Source organism: Enterobacter cloacae complex sp. BZL2005 (assembly GCF_049238885.1).
Classification (GTDB): Bacteria; Pseudomonadota; Gammaproteobacteria; order Enterobacterales; family Enterobacteriaceae; genus Enterobacter; species Enterobacter roggenkampii.
Map to the genome: position 1 here is coordinate 96488 of NZ_JBMKGI010000012.1, position 16718 is coordinate 113205.

At 51.3% G+C, this 16718-nt stretch carries 18 protein-coding genes; 15 read left to right on the forward strand and 3 right to left on the reverse strand.

The features are described from left to right. Nucleotides 1-155 precede the first annotated feature (155 nt). From coaBC to slmA, 3 genes are all read left to right on the forward strand, one after another. Nucleotides 156-1367 carry a bifunctional phosphopantothenoylcysteine decarboxylase/phosphopantothenate--cysteine ligase CoaBC gene (gene coaBC, locus ACOTXI_RS18400; protein ID WP_087855332.1) on the forward strand — a complete coding sequence of 404 codons (1212 nt, stop codon included), beginning with the start codon at nt 156-158 and terminating at the stop codon, nt 1365-1367. Beyond that, the gene (gene dut, locus ACOTXI_RS18405; protein ID WP_008502691.1) at nt 1345-1803 is read left to right on the forward strand and encodes a dUTP diphosphatase; all 459 of its coding nucleotides are present in this window, start codon (nt 1345-1347) and stop codon (nt 1801-1803) included. Before coaBC ends, dut begins: the two co-directional genes overlap by 23 nt. A gap of 120 nt (nt 1804-1923) precedes the next feature. Beyond that, on the forward strand, nt 1924-2520 hold the full coding sequence (slmA, locus tag ACOTXI_RS18410; RefSeq protein ID WP_008502690.1) for a nucleoid occlusion factor SlmA: 597 nt from the start codon (nt 1924-1926) through the stop codon (nt 2518-2520). 82 nt (nt 2521-2602) lie between these two features. On the opposite strand, the gene pyrE is transcribed toward slmA, so the two are convergent. Together pyrE and rph are read right to left on the reverse strand one after the other, a co-directional pair. Next, the gene (pyrE, locus tag ACOTXI_RS18415; RefSeq protein ID WP_008502689.1) at nt 2603-3244 is read right to left on the reverse strand and encodes an orotate phosphoribosyltransferase; all 642 of its coding nucleotides are present in this window, start codon (nt 3242-3244) and stop codon (nt 2603-2605) included. Nucleotides 3245-3311: 67 nt separating this feature from the next. Then, on the reverse strand, nt 3312-4028 hold the full coding sequence (gene rph, locus ACOTXI_RS18420; RefSeq protein ID WP_008502688.1) for a ribonuclease PH: 717 nt from the start codon (nt 4026-4028) through the stop codon (nt 3312-3314). Nucleotides 4029-4153: 125 nt separating this feature from the next. Here rph and ACOTXI_RS18425 point away from each other — a divergent pair, with 125 nt between their 5' ends. The 11 genes from ACOTXI_RS18425 to ACOTXI_RS18475 all read left to right on the forward strand — a co-directional run bounded on the left by ACOTXI_RS18425 (nt 4154) and on the right by ACOTXI_RS18475 (nt 14145). After that, on the forward strand, nt 4154-5017 hold the full coding sequence (locus ACOTXI_RS18425) for a YicC/YloC family endoribonuclease (protein WP_008502687.1): 864 nt from the start codon (nt 4154-4156) through the stop codon (nt 5015-5017). 176 nt (nt 5018-5193) lie between these two features. Continuing rightward, complete coding sequence (locus ACOTXI_RS18430; RefSeq protein ID WP_421633952.1) at nt 5194-6453, forward strand: tyrosine-type recombinase/integrase; 1260 nt, start codon at nt 5194-5196, stop codon at nt 6451-6453. Between the two features lie 187 nt (nt 6454-6640). Further along, a complete protein-coding gene (locus ACOTXI_RS18435; RefSeq protein ID WP_241468276.1) occupies nt 6641-7267 on the forward strand; it encodes a hypothetical protein in 627 nt (208 codons plus the stop codon). 79 nt (nt 7268-7346) lie between these two features. After that, nucleotides 7347-7526 carry a helix-turn-helix transcriptional regulator gene (locus ACOTXI_RS18440; RefSeq protein ID WP_181548974.1) on the forward strand — a complete coding sequence of 60 codons (180 nt, stop codon included), beginning with the start codon at nt 7347-7349 and terminating at the stop codon, nt 7524-7526. Between the two features lie 15 nt (nt 7527-7541). Continuing rightward, on the forward strand, nt 7542-8018 hold the full coding sequence (locus ACOTXI_RS18445; RefSeq protein ID WP_421633953.1) for a primase-helicase zinc-binding domain-containing protein: 477 nt from the start codon (nt 7542-7544) through the stop codon (nt 8016-8018). Nucleotides 8019-8074: 56 nt separating this feature from the next. Continuing rightward, nucleotides 8075-9511 (forward strand): DNA primase family protein, encoded by a 1437-nt coding sequence (locus tag ACOTXI_RS18450; RefSeq protein ID WP_421633954.1) that lies wholly within the window; start codon nt 8075-8077, stop codon nt 9509-9511. A gap of 789 nt (nt 9512-10300) precedes the next feature. Beyond that, the gene (locus ACOTXI_RS18455; protein WP_421633955.1) at nt 10301-10786 is read left to right on the forward strand and encodes a hypothetical protein; all 486 of its coding nucleotides are present in this window, start codon (nt 10301-10303) and stop codon (nt 10784-10786) included. Beyond that, a complete protein-coding gene (locus ACOTXI_RS18460; protein ID WP_219324932.1) occupies nt 10783-10989 on the forward strand; it encodes a hypothetical protein in 207 nt (68 codons plus the stop codon). Before ACOTXI_RS18455 ends, ACOTXI_RS18460 begins: the two co-directional genes overlap by 4 nt. Nucleotides 10990-11108: 119 nt before the next feature. Beyond that, nucleotides 11109-11390, forward strand: coding sequence for a hypothetical protein (locus ACOTXI_RS18465; protein WP_316442221.1), 282 nt, complete (start codon nt 11109-11111; stop codon nt 11388-11390). Between the two features lie 371 nt (nt 11391-11761). Beyond that, nucleotides 11762-12379, forward strand: a complete 618-nt coding sequence (locus tag ACOTXI_RS18470) for a trimeric intracellular cation channel family protein (RefSeq protein WP_008502677.1) — start codon at nt 11762-11764, stop codon at nt 12377-12379. A 113-nt stretch (nt 12380-12492) separates the two neighbouring features. Then, complete coding sequence (locus ACOTXI_RS18475) at nt 12493-14145, forward strand: phosphoethanolamine transferase (protein ID WP_008502676.1); 1653 nt, start codon at nt 12493-12495, stop codon at nt 14143-14145. On the opposite strand, the gene ligB is transcribed toward ACOTXI_RS18475, so the two are convergent. Further along, entirely contained in the window at nt 14142-15812 is a 1671-nt protein-coding gene (gene ligB, locus ACOTXI_RS18480; RefSeq protein WP_058653891.1) for an NAD-dependent DNA ligase LigB, read from the reverse strand. The two genes, ACOTXI_RS18475 and ligB, sit on opposite strands and share 4 nt — an antisense overlap. 251 nt (nt 15813-16063) lie before the next feature. Here ligB and gmk point away from each other — a divergent pair, with 251 nt between their 5' ends. Further along, the gene (gmk, locus tag ACOTXI_RS18485) at nt 16064-16687 is read left to right on the forward strand and encodes a guanylate kinase (protein ID WP_008502674.1); all 624 of its coding nucleotides are present in this window, start codon (nt 16064-16066) and stop codon (nt 16685-16687) included. The last annotated feature ends 31 nt before the right edge of the window (nt 16688-16718 follow it).

The window sequence follows — 16718 nt, forward strand, 5'->3', positions numbered from 1 at the left end:
TAACCGCATGCTGCCACAGGCCAGTCAGGCACTCGACGACCACGTTGCGTTCTTGCGTAGCGCCTCGCAAAGTGGTCGAAGGACAAAATCACCCCGTTTTGGGGATTGTGATAAAATGCCCGCTCTCTGGTGAACCCCAACAGGAAAGAATCATGATGAGCCTGGCCGGTAAAAAAATCGTTCTTGGCGTGAGCGGCGGTATTGCTGCCTACAAAGCGCCGGAGCTGGTGCGTCGTCTGCGCGAGCGCGGGGCAGATGTACGGGTCGCGATAACCGAAGGCGGTAAAGCCTTTATCACTCCTCTGAGCCTGCAGGCCGTTTCAGGATACCCGGTATCTGACAGCCTGCTCGATCCGGCCGCCGAAGCCGCGATGGGCCATATTGAGCTTGGGAAATGGGCAGACCTGGTTATCCTCGCGCCCGCCACGGCTGATTTAATCGCCCGGGTAGCGACCGGTATGGCAAACGACCTGGTCTCCACCATTTGTCTGGCCACACCTGCGCCTGTTGCCGTCGTGCCTGCCATGAACCAGCAGATGTACCGTAACGCGGCTACGCAGCACAATCTTGAGACCCTAGCCTCACGCGGCCTGCTTATCTGGGGTCCGGACAGCGGTAGCCAGGCCTGCGGCGATGTTGGCCCGGGCCGCATGCTTGATCCGCTGACGATTGTTGATATGGCCGCGGCCCACTTTTCGCCTGTCAACGATCTGCAACATCTCAACATCATGATAACCGCGGGCCCCACGCGCGAGCCGCTGGATCCGGTGCGCTACATCACCAACCACAGTTCCGGCAAAATGGGCTTTGCGATTGCCGCCGCCGCCGCGAAGCGCGGTGCGAACGTCACGCTGGTGAGCGGCCCGGTCTCTCTACCTACGCCTGCGTGTGTGAAGCGAATTGACGTTACCACCGCGCTGGAGATGGAAGCCGCCGTGCAGGCACATGCGCAAAGCCAGCAGATTTTTATCGGCTGTGCGGCCGTTGCAGACTATCGTGCTGAGACGATCGCCGAGGCTAAAATTAAAAAGCAAGGCGATGAATTAACACTAAAAATGGTGAAAAACCCGGACATTGTTGCCGGTGTCGCCGCACTAAAAAGCCACCGGCCATACGTTGTTGGGTTTGCCGCAGAAACGAATAATGTGGAAGAATATGCCCGGCAAAAACGTACCCGCAAAAACCTCGATTTGATTTGCGCGAACGACGTATCGCTGGCCACACAAGGATTTAACAGCGACAGCAACGCACTGCACCTTTTCTGGCAGGATGGAGATAAAGTCTTACCGCTTGAGCGCAAGGAACTCCTGGGCCAACATTTACTCGACGAGATCGTTACCCGTTATGATGAAAAAAATCGACGTTAAGATTCTGGACCCGCGTGTTGGCGAGCAATTCCCGCTGCCAACCTATGCCACCTCCGGCTCTGCCGGTCTTGACCTGCGCGCCTGTCTCGATGACGCCGTAGAACTGGCTCCGGGTGCCACGACCCTGGTTCCGACTGGCCTGGCGATTCACATTGCTGACCCGTCGCTGGCAGCGGTTATCCTGCCGCGTTCTGGCCTGGGCCATAAGCACGGCGTTGTGCTGGGTAACCTGGTGGGCCTGATCGACTCCGACTATCAGGGTCAACTGATGGTCTCCGTCTGGAACCGTGGTCAGGACAGCTTCACCATTGAACCGGGCGAGCGTATCGCACAGATGGTCTTTGTACCGGTGGTACAGGCAGAATTTAACCTGGTGGCAGACTTTGACGCCACCGACCGTGGCGAAGGCGGCTTCGGCCATTCCGGGCGCAAATAACGGCCCGACAAACACGTATCTCACAGCGTCATAATGCAATAACAAACCGCAAACGTCCGTTTGCGGTCGCTGTGTGGATGCCAGCCTGGCAAGTGCTTATTTTCAGGGGTATTTTGTAACATGGCAGAAAAACAAACCGCGAAAAGGAATCGTCGCGAAGAAATACTTCAATCTCTGGCTCTGATGCTTGAATCCAGCGATGGCAGTCAACGCATCACCACCGCTAAACTGGCCGCCTCCGTAGGCGTGTCTGAGGCGGCGCTGTACCGTCATTTTCCGAGCAAGACCCGGATGTTCGACAGTCTGATCGAGTTTATTGAAGACAGCCTGATCACGCGCATCAACCTGATTCTGAAAGACGAAAAAGACACTACCGCGCGTCTGCGTCTGATAGTGCTGTTAATCCTGGGCTTCGGTGAACGCAATCCGGGCTTAACCCGTATCCTGACCGGCCACGCGCTGATGTTTGAGCAGGACAGACTCCAGGGCCGCATTAACCAGCTTTTCGAACGCATTGAAGCGCAGCTGCGCCAGGTGCTGCGCGAGAAGAAAATGCGTGAGGGTGAAGGATACAGCATTGATGAAACGCTGCTGGCGAGCCAGATTCTGGCGTTTTGTGAAGGGATGCTTTCCCGCTTCGTGCGCAGCGAGTTCAAATACCGTCCAACGGACGATTTTGACGCCCGCTGGCCGTTAGTCGCAGCACAATTACAGTAACGCCATCGCCGGATGGGGGCTTCGCCTTATCCGGCCTACGAACGGGTAGGCCCGGTAAGCACAACGCCACCGGGCAATGCACTTAAACCCCGAACGCTTCGCGATACGCTTTTACCGCTGCCAGATGGTCCGCCATCTCAGGCTTCTCTTCCAGATACGCAATCAGATCTTTCAGGGTGATTATTGACGTCACAGTGCAGTTGTAATCCCGCTCCACTTCCTGAATGGCGGAAATTTCTCCGCGACCACGCTCCTGACGATCCAGCGAAATCAACACGCCAGCCAGCGTTGCACCGTTGGCCTGGATAATCTCCATTGATTCGCGGATCGCCGTGCCCGCGGTGATCACATCGTCCACCAGCATGACGCGGCCCTGCAGCGCGCTGCCGACCAGATTCCCGCCTTCACCGTGGGTTTTGGCTTCTTTGCGGTTAAAGCAGTACGGCACGTCGCGATCATGATGTTCCGCCAGCGCCACCGCGGTAGTGGTCGCAATCGGAATGCCCTTATAGGCCGGGCCAAACAGCAGGTCAAAATCAATCCCGGAATCCACCAGCGCTTCGGCATAGAAACGGCCTAACAGTGCCAGATCGCGCCCGGTATTAAACAGCCCGGCGTTGAAGAAATAAGGACTTTTACGCCCGGATTTCAGCGTAAATTCGCCAAACTTAAGTACCTGCTTGTTAAGCGCAAACTCAATAAACTGGCGCTGATACGATTTCATGGATTAGCTCCTTTGGTTTTTCTGTCTTACAGGCAAAAAAAAGGCGACTCATTGGTCGCCTTTAAAATCAATTTTCTAACGCCGCTTTCTGCGTCGTGACAATGGATTCGATTCCCCCTCGGGCCAACGCCAGCAGGGAGAGAAGCTCTTCGTGGGTGAACGGCTCGCCTTCTGCCGTGCCCTGCACCTCAATGATGCGACCGTCTTCGGTCATCACCACGTTCATGTCTGTCTCTGCAGCGGAATCTTCAACGTATTCCAGATCGCAAAGCGCTTCACCGTTAACGATGCCTACGGAGACCGCCGCAACCATGCCTTTCATTGGATTGGTTTTCAGCTTACCGACTGCAACCAGCTTGTTCAGAGCATCTGCCAGCGCTACACAGGCGCCGGTAATAGAGGCCGTACGCGTGCCACCATCGGCCTGAATCACGTCGCAGTCCAGGGTAATCGTGAATTCGCCGAGGGTTTTCAGATCAACGGCGGCGCGCAGCGCACGCGCGATCAGACGCTGAATTTCCATGGTACGACCGCCCTGCTTACCCTTCGCCGCTTCACGGGCGTTACGGGTATGGGTCGCGCGCGGCAGCATGCCGTACTCGGCGGTGATCCAGCCCTGGCCCTGACCTTTCAGGAAGCGCGGAACGCCTTCTTCGATGGATGCGGTACACAGCACTTTGGTGTCACCAAACTCAACCAGCACGGAGCCTTCAGCGTGTTTTGTATAGTTACGGGTCAGGGTGACGGGACGCACCTGATTGGCGCTACGACCTGATGGACGCATGATGGATTCTCCGGCTTGAAACGAATGTGGCTGCGCATTATACGGATAAAGGACGCTTATTCCTATCCTGAGAAGCCCCCGAAAGCTATAATCCCCCCATCTCTCCTTTAAAAACGGGAATGTCTATGATCCGCAGTATGACCGCCTACGCCCGGCGTGAAATCAAGGGTAGCTGGGGTAGCGCTACATGGGAAATGCGCTCGGTAAACCAGCGTTACCTGGAAACGTATTTCCGTATGCCGGAGCAGTTCCGCAGCCTTGAGCCTGTTGTTCGCGAGCGTATCCGTACGCGTCTGACGCGCGGTAAAGTGGAATGTAACCTGCGCTTTGAGCCTGATGCCAGCGCACAGGGCGAGCTGATCCTCAACGAAAAACTGGCGAAACAGCTCGTGAATGCGGCGAACTGGGTCAAAATGCAGAGCGATGAAGGCGAAATCAACCCGGTTGATATTCTGCGCTGGCCTGGCGTCATGGCCGCCGGTGAGCAGGATCTGGACGCGATTGCCGCTGAAATTCTGGCCGCCCTCGACGGCACGCTGGATGACTTTATCGTTGCCCGCGAAACCGAAGGTCAGGCGCTGAAAGCGATGATTGAGCAGCGCCTTGAAGGCGTGAGTGCGGAAGTGGCAAAGGTTCGCACCCATATGCCGGAAGTGCTGCAGTGGCAGCGCGAGCGCCTGGTCGCCAAACTGGAAGAGGCAGAAGTTCAGCTGGAAAACACCCGTCTGGAACAAGAGCTGGTGCTGATGGCGCAACGTATTGATGTCGCTGAAGAGCTGGACCGTCTGGAAGCGCACGTTAAAGAGACCTACAACATTCTGAAGAAAAAGGAAGCGGTAGGCCGCCGTCTGGACTTTATGATGCAGGAGTTCAACCGTGAGTCGAACACTCTTGCGTCTAAGTCGATCAATGCGGAAGTAACGAATTCAGCGATTGAGTTGAAAGTACTGATTGAGCAAATGCGCGAGCAGATCCAGAACATTGAGTAGGATATCATTCCATATCAAGTAGACTCACCAACCAGAAGAAGCCCGCTAACCACGGGCTTTTTTAATGTCACAAAGTTGCAGTTAGTATCATAAAAGCGCATATTTCTTGTGTACCCGCATGTACCCTTTTCATGAGGTGGCATTTTTCAATTTAGGTACATAACCAAAGGTGAGATATGGGCAACCTGACAGACATCCAGATAAAAGCGTGGATAAAGGCCGGAACAAGGTTCGAGGGTAAATCGGACGGCAATGGCTTATATCTGCGCTACAGGGAAACAGACACAACTCCAACATGGCGTTTCCGCTATCGCATTGTCGGTAAGCCGCGCGTTATGACCGTTGGTAAGTATGGCGTTGTCTCATTGGCAGAAGCCCGGGAGACTGTCAGAGCTTTAGCCGCTCGTGTCGCACTAGGTTATGACGTAGCCGGAGAGAAGCAGGAGCGAAAAGCCGCATTAAAAGCCCAGTTGGAAGCCGACCAGCATGACAAAACAGTGTCCGAAGTAGCTGAAGACTATTTTAAGAAGAAAGTACTGGGTACATGGAAACACCCCGACATCCTCCGCCGTCGCCTGGCGAAAGACATTAATCCTCGCATAGGTCAGAAAAAGGTTAAGGACGTCAAACCCCGAGATATTGATGCCTTGCTTCAGGCCATCTTAAAACGTGGTGCGCCATCCGTTGCTAATGACGTCCTGCGATGGGTACGCCGTATCTTTGATCATGCCATAAAGCTAGGGATGATTGAGGTTAACCCCGCTGCTGCCTTTGATACGAGCGATGCGGGCGGCAAAGAAACATCACGCGAACGGTGGTTAACCAGACCGGAGCTGGTTCAATTCTTTGAAGCAATGCGAATGGCGAAAGGCTTCAGCCGTGAGAACGAGTTAACGCTGAAGCTGCTGCTTGTCACTTGCGTGAGAAAGATGGAGCTATGCGCCGCACGCTGGAGCGAGTTCGATTTAGCCAATGGCATTTGGTACTTACCGGGCGAACGCACAAAGACAGGCGACGGGATTGATATCCCACTACCAAAGCAGGCCATCGAATGGCTTGAAGAATTGCGCCTTCTTTCCTGTAACAGCAAATGGGTATTACCTGCGCGAAAACAACAGCACCGCATGATCCCCCACATTCAGGAAAGCACCCTGCCCGTTGCGCTGGCGAAGGTTAAGCAGGCAATGCCGGGCGTACCTAACTTCACCGTTCACGATATGCGCCGTACCGCCAGAACCCACTTAGGAGCGCTGGGCGTTGATCCTATCGTTGCCGAACGTTGCCTTAATCACCGCATTAAAGGCGTCGAAGGCATCTACAACCGTCACCAATATTTAAACGAACGGCGGGAAGCGCTGGCCATGCTGGGCAACCTGATGGAAGCGCTTGAACGGGGCGAAGAGTACAACGTTACACCACTGAGGCAAGCCAGATAGATTTTCAATATTGTTTTTTTGCTTGTCCCATCTGTCCCGCTTGTCCCGTTTTGTAAAGACTCAATAAATACAGCTGGTTACAAGAATGGTTATGGGACAAAACCGGGACAAAAGACGGGACAGGACGGGACAAAAACCTGTCTCAACACTGATGGGTAGTACAAATAACAGACGTGTAGGGTGAATAATGAGCAATTTACAAAACCAAATGGGGTTATCTGATGAAGCGCTGGCTAGTTACTTAAGGCAAGCGAAGGAGAATGAGTTAGAGATAGTGAGGCTAAATGCTCACATTGAGACTCTAAATAACGCGCTATCAGGAAATACAGAATCTGCCCTCGCAGAACTATCCAGAGAAAATGCTCAATTGCGGCATTCATTGAGACTCGCGGAGATGAACGCCAATTTTGTTAGTAGTCATTACGGTCAGGTGATTGAAACACGCCGCCAAGATATTCAAGCGGCAGGAGGAATCATCAATGCTATTCATGACGGCAAAGAAAAGGTTCGAAAAGCAAGATCAAGGGGAGGCGAGACAAGCAAAAAACTAAGCTCTGCAGCTCTCCTCATTAAACGATATCTAGACGATATTGAAGAAGGCAAGCATAGATACCCAAAAAAGAAGATAGCAGATGACTTTATAAATTGGGTAAAAAAAACGCAACACAATCCCCGCATCAAGATTAGTGGTACAGGTAAGGTTGAAATAGTTGTTGATGACATGCCCGCTTTCTCGCTGAAAAAAGACTCGATAAGAAAGGCAATAACGAGGGAAATAGAAAAAGAAAAAAAAATTGATGAGGACGGACAATAACTAACTTATCCGGCAAGCAGGGTTGGCATTCTTAGCGCTACGGGAGATATCTCGTGACACTAACAAACATAGGTGCCTCATGATTAATCGTTACATTAGACCCAAAAATCTAGCTGAAGAGCTGGGGATCTCAATGCCTAGTTTATGGCGCTGGGTTAAAGCTGGAAAGATGCCGAAGCCGGTGAAACTATCCCCCAGAGTGGCGGCATTCTCAACTGCGGAAATCAACTCATGGCTGGCGGCGAAAAGTGCAGATTAATGGAGGTGGTGAGTTATGAGCTTAATCGCTGAGATTCAAACAGCAGCTGCCGGACGGTGGCCAGCAATACTGAACACAATCGGAATCAACGTACCCGATAAGCAACATCATATACCCTGCCCGGTATGCGGCGGTAAAGACCGATTCCACTGGAAAAATGATGTTCAAGGTACTTGCTATTGTCGGGGGTGCGGAAAGTGGAGGGATGGAGTTCAGCTAGCTCGAGATTGTGGGGCCTCTGTTTCTCAGATCGCCAATGCCGCTGGAATAAACACAACGCGCCACGCGCCGCTAGGCAGGCGAAAGGTCAGCTTGCCACCACACACAACTGCGTTACTGGCTGGGAAGCAGAAATTAAGGGAGCAGGGTTCAGAATGGATAAAAGTGCAGCTGGACTGTCAGGAGGCAGCAATTTTATGGCACGAATATGAAAAAAACGGCAGGCCCCTTGAAGTGACCCGCCGCCTTTATGGACTACATAGACAACTTTAATTCTTTGAGCTTCCCGGTTGCCCCCGGGAAGCAAAACAACAAGGGACATAATCACCATGTCAGAGAATACTGTAACTCACCTACCGCTCAAGTCAACCATGAAAGAACCGGTGTCCGGTGCGCCAGCACGGGCAGCTAATTATGATTCTATGCCGCTGGCAAAGATGCAACCCGGCGAACGCATCGCCGCGTTTGTTGCAAAGACTGGCCGTTATTCACTTCATCGGGCAAGTGATACCTTGTACCGTTTTGATGGTGCTATCTGGCGGGCAATCAGCGATTCCGCAGTTAAAAGCGATCTGGCTGATTTTTATGGGGGCGGAGGATTCCAACCAGGTGCCAGCGTATTTGAGAGCGACGCGCGAGCGCTGAAGATATATTCATCGACCAAACAATCTCCAGAGATGGCGGAACCAAAAGCCGGGGTAATCGCCTTTGCCAACGGCGTTTACTCAATCATAGACGGTTCATTTTCCAGCCATTGTGCGGAAAACTGGCTACGGTCACACAACGGTATTGACTACTCCACCTCCACCGAAGGCGAAACGCTAAGCGGCAACGCACCAAACTTTAGCGCATGGCTGGAGCACAATAGCGGCGGCGATGAAGCGAAGGCCAAGCGGATACTGGCGGCTCTGTATATGGTTCTGACTCATCGCTACGAATGGCAGCTATACGTTGAGGTAACTGGCAAAGGTGGTAGCGGTAAGAGCGTGTTTATGTCACTTTGCAGGCTGTTATCTGGCGAGGAAGGTTCAAAGGCAACCACCTTACACGCGCTACGCGATTCAAAGGCGCTCGAAACGCTTATTGATTCAAAACTCATCACCATGAGTGATCAGCCCGCATATAGCGGCGACTGCGCAAATTTAAAGGCCATTACTGGTGGCGACTCCATTTTCATTAACCCCAAATATAAAAAAGGGTTCGATGCGAAAATTAACGCCGTTGTAGTCGTGGCTAACAACGAACCTGCTGTATTTACTGAGCATAATGGGGGCATCTCCCGCCGCCGGGTACTGTTTAAGTTTGGTGAACCGGTAGAAAGACCTGACCCTGAGTTTATGGCGAAGATAAAAACTGAATTGCCAGTAATTGTTCGTCATTTGATTAAAGAGCTGAACGATGGAGCAGCAAGGCAGCTTCTCATTGAGCAGCGGGACTCGCACGAATCATTCGAGGCAAAGGCTGAGACGAGTAGCATTTACTCCTTCGTTAAACACCTGGACCCACTGCCAGCGCCTACAGGTATGCGCATGGGTGGTAAGCCTGCAACAACAAATGAGGAGCGCCCACGAGAATACCTCTATCATGCGTATCAAGCATTTATGCAGTACAACGGGTTCCAGAATCCACTTTCGGTACTGAAGTTCAGGCAGGCGGTTATTGCGATAATGAAAGAGCGTGGACATGAATTTGCTGAGAAAAAGGGAGCTGTAGGAGTTCGCTATAATGTATATCTGGCAGAATCGGCCGACGAATGGCTGCCTTAACCCGCATGTAACATACAAGACAAAGGGCGCTAATAAGCGCCTTTTTTATTTTCAGCGACAATCTCAAATATTTGTTTTTTTTGCAAAAGTCCATCACCTCCATCACCAATCAATATTATTAAATATATATCAACAACTTAGCATATGATGGACTTCATAAAAATCCGTCACAAGTCCGTCATAAGTCCATCACTCAGAGACCCGATATTGACGCAGTTTTGATGAGCTTGCATAAGTCCGTCACAAGTCCGTCATTATTTATCTTATTGATTTAAATGTTTTTTTAATAAATAAATGACGGAGTGACGGACATGATGGACTTTTCAGGAAAAACTAGATTTTGAATATTTGAGCCTAAAAAATGGACACCCTTGCGCTACGCGCCGCTAGGCAGGGAAAGTGATTTTCATAACATATATTTAACAATCGCATTCCCATTCGGAACCAGCGGGCCGGAATGATCCTGATACAGGCGTTCAGCATGGAGTGAGAATCAACGTTTTTTGATGCCCTACTGACCCCAGATTAATCTTTGGTCGGTAGCGGGAAGCCTTCATCGTGTTGGCTTTTGATATGTTACTGACGTCAGATTAATCGTCGCTCGATAGAGAAAGCCTTCGTTCTGGTCAGGGTAATGTCAGGGTGATGCTTACATTTTATGACTATTTTAGTTAGCAATAGTTAGCAGTCTACTAAAATCAAAACTTCTCAAAGTTAATTCCTGAAACGAAAAAGCCCCCACATTTCTGTAGGGGCCGTTTCGTCATTCTGCGCTTGATGGTCGGAAGGATGGCCGACAAATATATACTATCTCTTTATGTACTCATGAACCAGTACGATAGTACAATAAGCCGTCAATTCTTCAAAATGATGGTGATAGCGATGAACGAAGTAGATTCAATTCTGGCCGAGCAGAAAAGAGCCGCAGAACAACGCCGCCAAGCTGATGAGTGTAAGCGCCATCCATCCGGCCTGTATGCCGTTGGTGATGGCTGGTATGTAAAGCAAATCGAATACTCTCACTCGCCGCTGGGATTCAGTAAGGTGGTTCTGGTAAGCCCTGATGATGTTTGTGTGAGATATCAGCGCCAATATGGCAAAGCACTCACCACTGCCAAATTGAAGGAATGGAGCAGGGACGGGAACTTCCCGTTGCCGCGCTCTATTAATGGCGTTATCGGTTGGGAATCGAATGTTGTGACCAATGGCCTGAATGAACTGAGCAAAGCAGCCGGTCGCGGCTTTACCTGTATCACTCGAGGATTCGCACGATGAGCAAAGAATCTGTAATCGCGGCATTGAAAAAAGCGCGTGAAGCGCGTGAAGGCAATATCTTTGGCGGTACTGGTCAGGCCGAATTTAACAAAAATTTTTACGCTGGCCGCGTCACCAAAACAGATGGGGTCAGCAAAACCGACAGTAACGAGCCGATGAACCAAAAGGCATTTAATGCCCGGTTCTATGCGGGGAAATCATGACTGAGGCATATGCGCTCTGTGTGATGCTGTACTGCTACCTGATGCTTATCTGCCCGTAACCTTCCCTCACTGCCAAGCGCCGCCGAAAGGCGGTTTCTTTTGACCTGATGGAGCCTGTCATGCTGAATGTGAACCGCTTGCCCAACAGCACCCGCCTACAGATTGCCGCCGCTATTGCTGAAGAGGTTTACGCGCTGGATCTGGATGATGAGGCGCTAATACATGAGCTACGGCGGTATGGCTTTACCCAGGCATGGGCTGAGGCGGCGACTTATCGCTTTATGACGACAGCATTTGAAATCGCAGATCCACGGCGCGAACGTAAAACAAAAATGCCAGCGCCTACCTCTCACCCCGAATGGGTTTTTGTTGATAATGTTTTAATGAAGATCACGGCGTGACTTACACAAAATTACAATTGGTCATAAATCACACAATAAAAATTGTAATCCCTGTAAATTCATGTACCCCGATGTGTACAAAAACAAAATCATTAAAACAAAAAACCGTTAAATATCAATATACATAACCCATTACTCAATATTCAGATCCAGAATATTGAGTAATGCCTTATCGGGTGGTGTCGACGGCACCACCCATTATTATTTCTAATCCATTCCGGCACCTGATTTTGCGCGTCACCGCCTTTCATCAAGCTTATTCAACATCATTTGATAAAAATTTATAGGGGAAACGGAGTCGCCTTAGAAAAACTCAATCGTGATCTTGCGCACAAATCGCTAACCTCCCCCGCGTTTACACCGGAGGAAATATGCTGCTTCACATCCTTTATCTCATTGGCATCACCGCAGAAGCCATGACCGGCGCACTTGCTGCCGGACGTCGCCGTATGGACACCTTCGGCGTGATCATTATTGCTACAGCGACCGCGCTGGGCGGCGGCTCGGTACGCGATATTCTGCTGGGACATTATCCGCTTGGCTGGGTCAAACACCCCGAGTACGTCATTATCGTGGCGACAGCTGCCGTGTTAACCACCATAGTGGCGCCCGTCATGCCCCATCTTCGCCGCCTGTTTTTAGTCCTTGACGCTTTAGGTCTGGTGGTTTTCTCGATTATCGGAGCACAAATCGCGCTCGATATGGGGGAAGGACCTGTTATCGCTACCATTGCCGCCGTGGTCACGGGCGTATTCGGCGGTGTGCTGCGCGATATGTTCTGCAAGCGCATTCCACTGGTTTTCCAGAAAGAGCTTTACGCCGGAATATCCTTTGCGTCTGCCGTTCTGTATATTGCTTTACAACATTATGTTTCGAGCCATGATGTTGTGGTCATTGCCACGTTATTATTTGGCTTTACGGCTCGCTTGCTGGCACTGCGCTTAAAGCTGGGATTGCCTGTTTTTCATTACACGCAGGACACCCATTGAATTCTCAACAAAACCACAACAAAGTAGTAAAAAGCACTTTTTGTTATCTCATATAACCGGGCCAAACGCGATAAACTGTCGCATCTTTGTCCCCATAAACTTGCGTTAAAACAATGTCCTTTGCCAAAACGTCAGCCCTGATTATTAATAAAAAACTCAGCAGCCATTTTTTAATTTTGCTGCTCGTTTCCGTGCTGATTCAGTTATGGCCAGTATTTTTAACGCAACCTGCACGATTCGCAGTGCGCATTGCGATTTGTAATGCGCTTTTACTGGTTTGCGCCGCAGCGATCTTTCGCTCGCTTCCCGGCAAGATCCTCGCATTTTTTTTAACCGCCCTGCTCACGTTAAATTTTGCGATTGCTTACAGTACCTGGAGCGTCTACCAGAGCGAATTTAACACGGTATTCGCGATGAGTATTCTCGGCACTCACGTAGCCGAAGCGAAAAGCATGTCAGGTTTATACCTGCACTGTTTACCAGCCGCGTTTGCTTACTTTATTGTCACCTGGTTCGCAATCAAAGCAGCTAGCGAGCATGTTTCTTCCCGCGTCAAAACTATCGGCTTCGTTCTGCTTGCCGTTTATTTTGGCTGGTATTCGACGGCAAATTGGCTAAAAAAACGCCACGACCTTGAAGTTTATTATCCGCTAAGCTCCCGGATTTTAACCAATACGCCATTTTACACCGGCGCAGAGTTCATTATTGCCCATCGCGATAACGCGCTGGCGGAGAAAATTAGCCAGCACAGCGTCAATTATCCTGCGTTGCAGTATCATGAAACGGGCATCGAAAACTATGTTGTTATCGTGGGTGAATCCGCACGTCGCAGCAATATGAAGCTCTACGGTTTTCACCAGGATACCACGCCAGTGGAATCCTTGCTGGCGAAGGACTCCCTCATTTTTAGCAATGCTATTGCCCCTGCGTCAGCCACCGTGCTTTCCGTGCCGATGATATTAAGTAAAGCTGATCCAGACCACTTCACCACCGATAAGCTTGCTGACAATATCGTTAGCGTCGCTAAAAAAACGGGCTATCACACCGAATGGATTAGCGCCCAGGGTAATACAGGCAAGAGCAATAACTATATTGTGGCGATTGCTTCTATTAGCCATAAAGCCCAGTGGATTGACACCCGTTATGACACCGAACTTTTACCTGCCCTGGATGAGGCGCTTAAAGCACCCGGCAGGAAGTTAATTTTCCTGCATATCAACGGCAGTCATGAGATGGCCTGCGATCGGTATCCGCCATCCGCAAATATTCTGCATACCGGCAACAAGTATGAAGATTGCTACAATAATGCGATTCTGTTTACCGACTACTTCATTGGCGAAGTAGCTAAGCGTCTGCAGGGCAGCGCATCCTCTCTGCTCTATTTTTCAGACCATGGGCTGGAAAAAAACCCGCAGCTGAACTCCATCTATATGCATGGCTCACGCAACCCAAGCAAAGAGGCTTACCAGGTCCCCCAGTTTATCTGGTATAGCCAGCAAGCCCTGAATGCTCAAAAAAGATCGGTGGGGTGGGTGCATGAAGCGTGGCCCACAGCAAGCAATTATGAGTTGATGTTGACGTGGCTTGGAATCACAACGGGTGTTGATCAATGCAGCTCGGTGCTTGCGGCGTGCTATCAGGCTCCCACACTTATCCCGGTAATTGATGGCGGCCGCCACATCTATGACTACGATCAGCTCCGCGAAACCTTCAGTTCGCCAGACAGACATACCCCCTGGCGCAAAGCTAAAGCAAGCTCGCTCTAAAATCCAGGCAGGCCCTGCTTGCCTAACCAGGATGCCAGCCCGGCAACGCCAGGGTCGTGGATGAAGGCAACAATTTGTCGCGCCTTCCTCTCTCCCGTTCCCGGCAGGCTTTGCCAGTCCTTTGCGTTACGTTCGCTCAACGTCTGCCACGTTACGTTCCCCATCGCCTTCAGCGAAGCCTGTGTCAGCGGAACACCCAATGCCATGAGCCAGCGAATAAATGGCTTCTCGCGCACCAGATTAAATCGATGCCAGAGCGCCAGCCCGCGCGCGGAGGAAAAGCCAGGCGTAGCCTGCATTTGCGCCTGCGTTAATAACAGCCACGAAAAGAGGTGTTCAAAATGATGTGCCTGCCAGAGGGTGCGCCAGCCTGACTCGCCTAATCCTTCAATATCAAGCACCTGCTTTGAGCTGAGCCAGGTCAGTCGGGCAAAGAACTGTTCCATACATTCCGGAGAAGCATAGAAACAGCTCAGCGCATGATAACGCGAGGCTGGAGGCTCGGGTTTATGTCTGTCCGTCCCGCGCCAGACCACCTTATCAAACCGGGGAATACCCTGCCCGGCCAGGCTGACCTGTATCTGATCCCCTGAGGCAATATCCAGCCTCTGCCAGCGCTCCACCGAGCCCAGACTCACCCGCCGTACCTGTTTATCGTCCAGTTGCACAGGTTCCAGTGTGGCTACAACGGACATTTTGCCCGTTCGCCCCACGGAAAAATGAATATCACTCACCTCGGCCACCTGGGCTGCAGGCGCATATTTCCACGCAACCAGCCAGTTGCCTTCGCCCGGTAACCAGCCTTCCCCTGCGGGCGCATCCTCCGAACGCACCACAATGCCATCCGTGGCAAAGGGTAATCCGGTTACGTGCCAGGCAGCGCGCTGTTTCTCGACGGCATCAACAGAATCGGCGGGTAGTGTATACCGTGCCGACAGCGTAAAACCGGCCTGAGACAGTTCAGCTAAAGATGTCTGCATATCTTTCGGCCCATCCGGCCAGGCCCAGATGAACACGCCGATCTTGCTCAAAACTGAGTTATCCTTTTGCCGCATCATCGCCCCCGCCACCTTTGCGCGAGCGTTCATCCCGCCCATCTGCCGCTGAATGTGATTGTCGCTTAGCCAGAAAAGCTCGCCCTGTAAGACGCTGTTCGCGAGCTTGCCGGTGAGCTTTTGCGGAATAGTCGGGATCAAACGCACCTTCCCGGTCCAGTCTTCCCCTTTCAGGCCATCACCACGACTGATGGCCTGGGTTAACGTTCCGTCACGATAGACCAGCGTTACCGCCACACCGTCAACTTTGGGCTGCATCCACAGATGCTGTCGCGCACGCATCCACTGTCTCAGCTCCTCTTTGCTGGCCACTTTATGTACGCCCGTATGGGCAACAGGATGTTTTACGCTTCCCACCAGCGCAGGGAGTTTCTCCTCTGAAGGCTCACTGCCAAAACAGTGCTGCCACTGCATTAAGCGCCCGTTAAGCTGGTCGTAAACTTCGTCGTTGACCTCGCTCACGCCCTGCTTCCAGTAAGCGTCATCCCAGCGTTTGATTTGCGCGCTTAACGACGCCATCTCTTTCTCAGCTTTTGCCTGCGACCACACCGGGCACACCGCCGCGCCATAGCCACTCCACAAGAGCATTAACCCGCTTATCCATCGCCACATTGCTACTCCTCCTTTGTGTTGCAGGAGGTATATCCCGATGCCTGAAACAACGCTAACGGCAACGATTCACAATGCGAGACGCTATCCGGTATTTCTTTGGATTGCTGAAAACCCCAGATAAAACCTGAAAACGGCACGCAAAATTCAATAATCCAGGGGAAAAAGTGTGACAAAGACTACGTCACACGGCAGTGACGTGTATAATAAGCCCGTATGTAGGACTTCTTCGTTAACACATACAAAAGACTCTCATGGCTCAAGGCACGCTGTATATTGTTTCTGCCCCTAGTGGCGCGGGTAAATCCAGCCTTATTCAGGCACTGTTAAAAACCCAACCGTTGTATGACACACAGGTTTCTGTTTCTCACACCACGCGTCAACCGCGTCCGGGTGAAGTGCACGGCGAACACTATTTCTTTGTGGATCACGATGAGTTCAGAGCGATGATCGGCAGAGACGCGTTTCTTGAACATGCGGAAGTATTCGGTAATTACTACGGTACCTCGCGTGAAACCATTGAGCAGGTTCTGGCCACGGGCGTGAATGTGTTCCTGGATATCGACTGGCAGGGTGCACAGCAAATTCGCAAGAAAATGCCTGACTCGCGCAGTATCTTTATTTTACCGCCATCGAAAGATGAGCTGGATCGCCGCCTGCGTGGCCGCGGTCAGGACAGCGAAGAAGTCATCGCAAAGCGTATGGAACAGGCTGTTGCAGAAATGAGCCATTACGCGGAATATGATTACCTTATTGTGAATGATGATTTTGATGCCGCACTGAGCGATCTCAAAACCATTCTTCGTGCAGAACGTCTGCGTATGAGCCGCCAGAAGCAGCGACATGACGCATTAATCACCAAACTGTTGGCAGACTGAACCCACTTTCAGTATCATGCCCAGTCATTTC

Coding starts and splice junctions, on each gene's coding strand:
- ligB (WP_058653891.1), bottom strand. CDS start 15,812: ATGTGGCGATGGATAAGCGGGTTAATGCTCTTGTGGAGTGGCTATGGC.
- ACOTXI_RS18455 (WP_421633955.1), top strand. CDS start 10,301: ATGGCCGACAAATATATACTATCTCTTTATGTACTCATGAACCAGTAC.
- gmk (WP_008502674.1), top strand. CDS start 16,064: ATGGCTCAAGGCACGCTGTATATTGTTTCTGCCCCTAGTGGCGCGGGT.
- coaBC (WP_087855332.1), top strand. CDS start 156: ATGAGCCTGGCCGGTAAAAAAATCGTTCTTGGCGTGAGCGGCGGTATT.
- ACOTXI_RS18470 (WP_008502677.1), top strand. CDS start 11,762: ATGCTGCTTCACATCCTTTATCTCATTGGCATCACCGCAGAAGCCATG.
- ACOTXI_RS18475 (WP_008502676.1), top strand. CDS start 12,493: ATGTCCTTTGCCAAAACGTCAGCCCTGATTATTAATAAAAAACTCAGC.
- slmA (WP_008502690.1), top strand. CDS start 1,924: ATGGCAGAAAAACAAACCGCGAAAAGGAATCGTCGCGAAGAAATACTT.
- ACOTXI_RS18450 (WP_421633954.1), top strand. CDS start 8,075: ATGTCAGAGAATACTGTAACTCACCTACCGCTCAAGTCAACCATGAAA.
- ACOTXI_RS18425 (WP_008502687.1), top strand. CDS start 4,154: ATGATCCGCAGTATGACCGCCTACGCCCGGCGTGAAATCAAGGGTAGC.
- ACOTXI_RS18465 (WP_316442221.1), top strand. CDS start 11,109: ATGCTGAATGTGAACCGCTTGCCCAACAGCACCCGCCTACAGATTGCC.
- ACOTXI_RS18460 (WP_219324932.1), top strand. CDS start 10,783: ATGAGCAAAGAATCTGTAATCGCGGCATTGAAAAAAGCGCGTGAAGCG.
- ACOTXI_RS18435 (WP_241468276.1), top strand. CDS start 6,641: ATGAGCAATTTACAAAACCAAATGGGGTTATCTGATGAAGCGCTGGCT.
- ACOTXI_RS18440 (WP_181548974.1), top strand. CDS start 7,347: ATGATTAATCGTTACATTAGACCCAAAAATCTAGCTGAAGAGCTGGGG.
- ACOTXI_RS18445 (WP_421633953.1), top strand. CDS start 7,542: ATGAGCTTAATCGCTGAGATTCAAACAGCAGCTGCCGGACGGTGGCCA.
- rph (WP_008502688.1), bottom strand. CDS start 4,028: ATGCGTCCATCAGGTCGTAGCGCCAATCAGGTGCGTCCCGTCACCCTG.
- ACOTXI_RS18430 (WP_421633952.1), top strand. CDS start 5,194: ATGGGCAACCTGACAGACATCCAGATAAAAGCGTGGATAAAGGCCGGA.
- pyrE (WP_008502689.1), bottom strand. CDS start 3,244: ATGAAATCGTATCAGCGCCAGTTTATTGAGTTTGCGCTTAACAAGCAG.
- dut (WP_008502691.1), top strand. CDS start 1,345: ATGATGAAAAAAATCGACGTTAAGATTCTGGACCCGCGTGTTGGCGAG.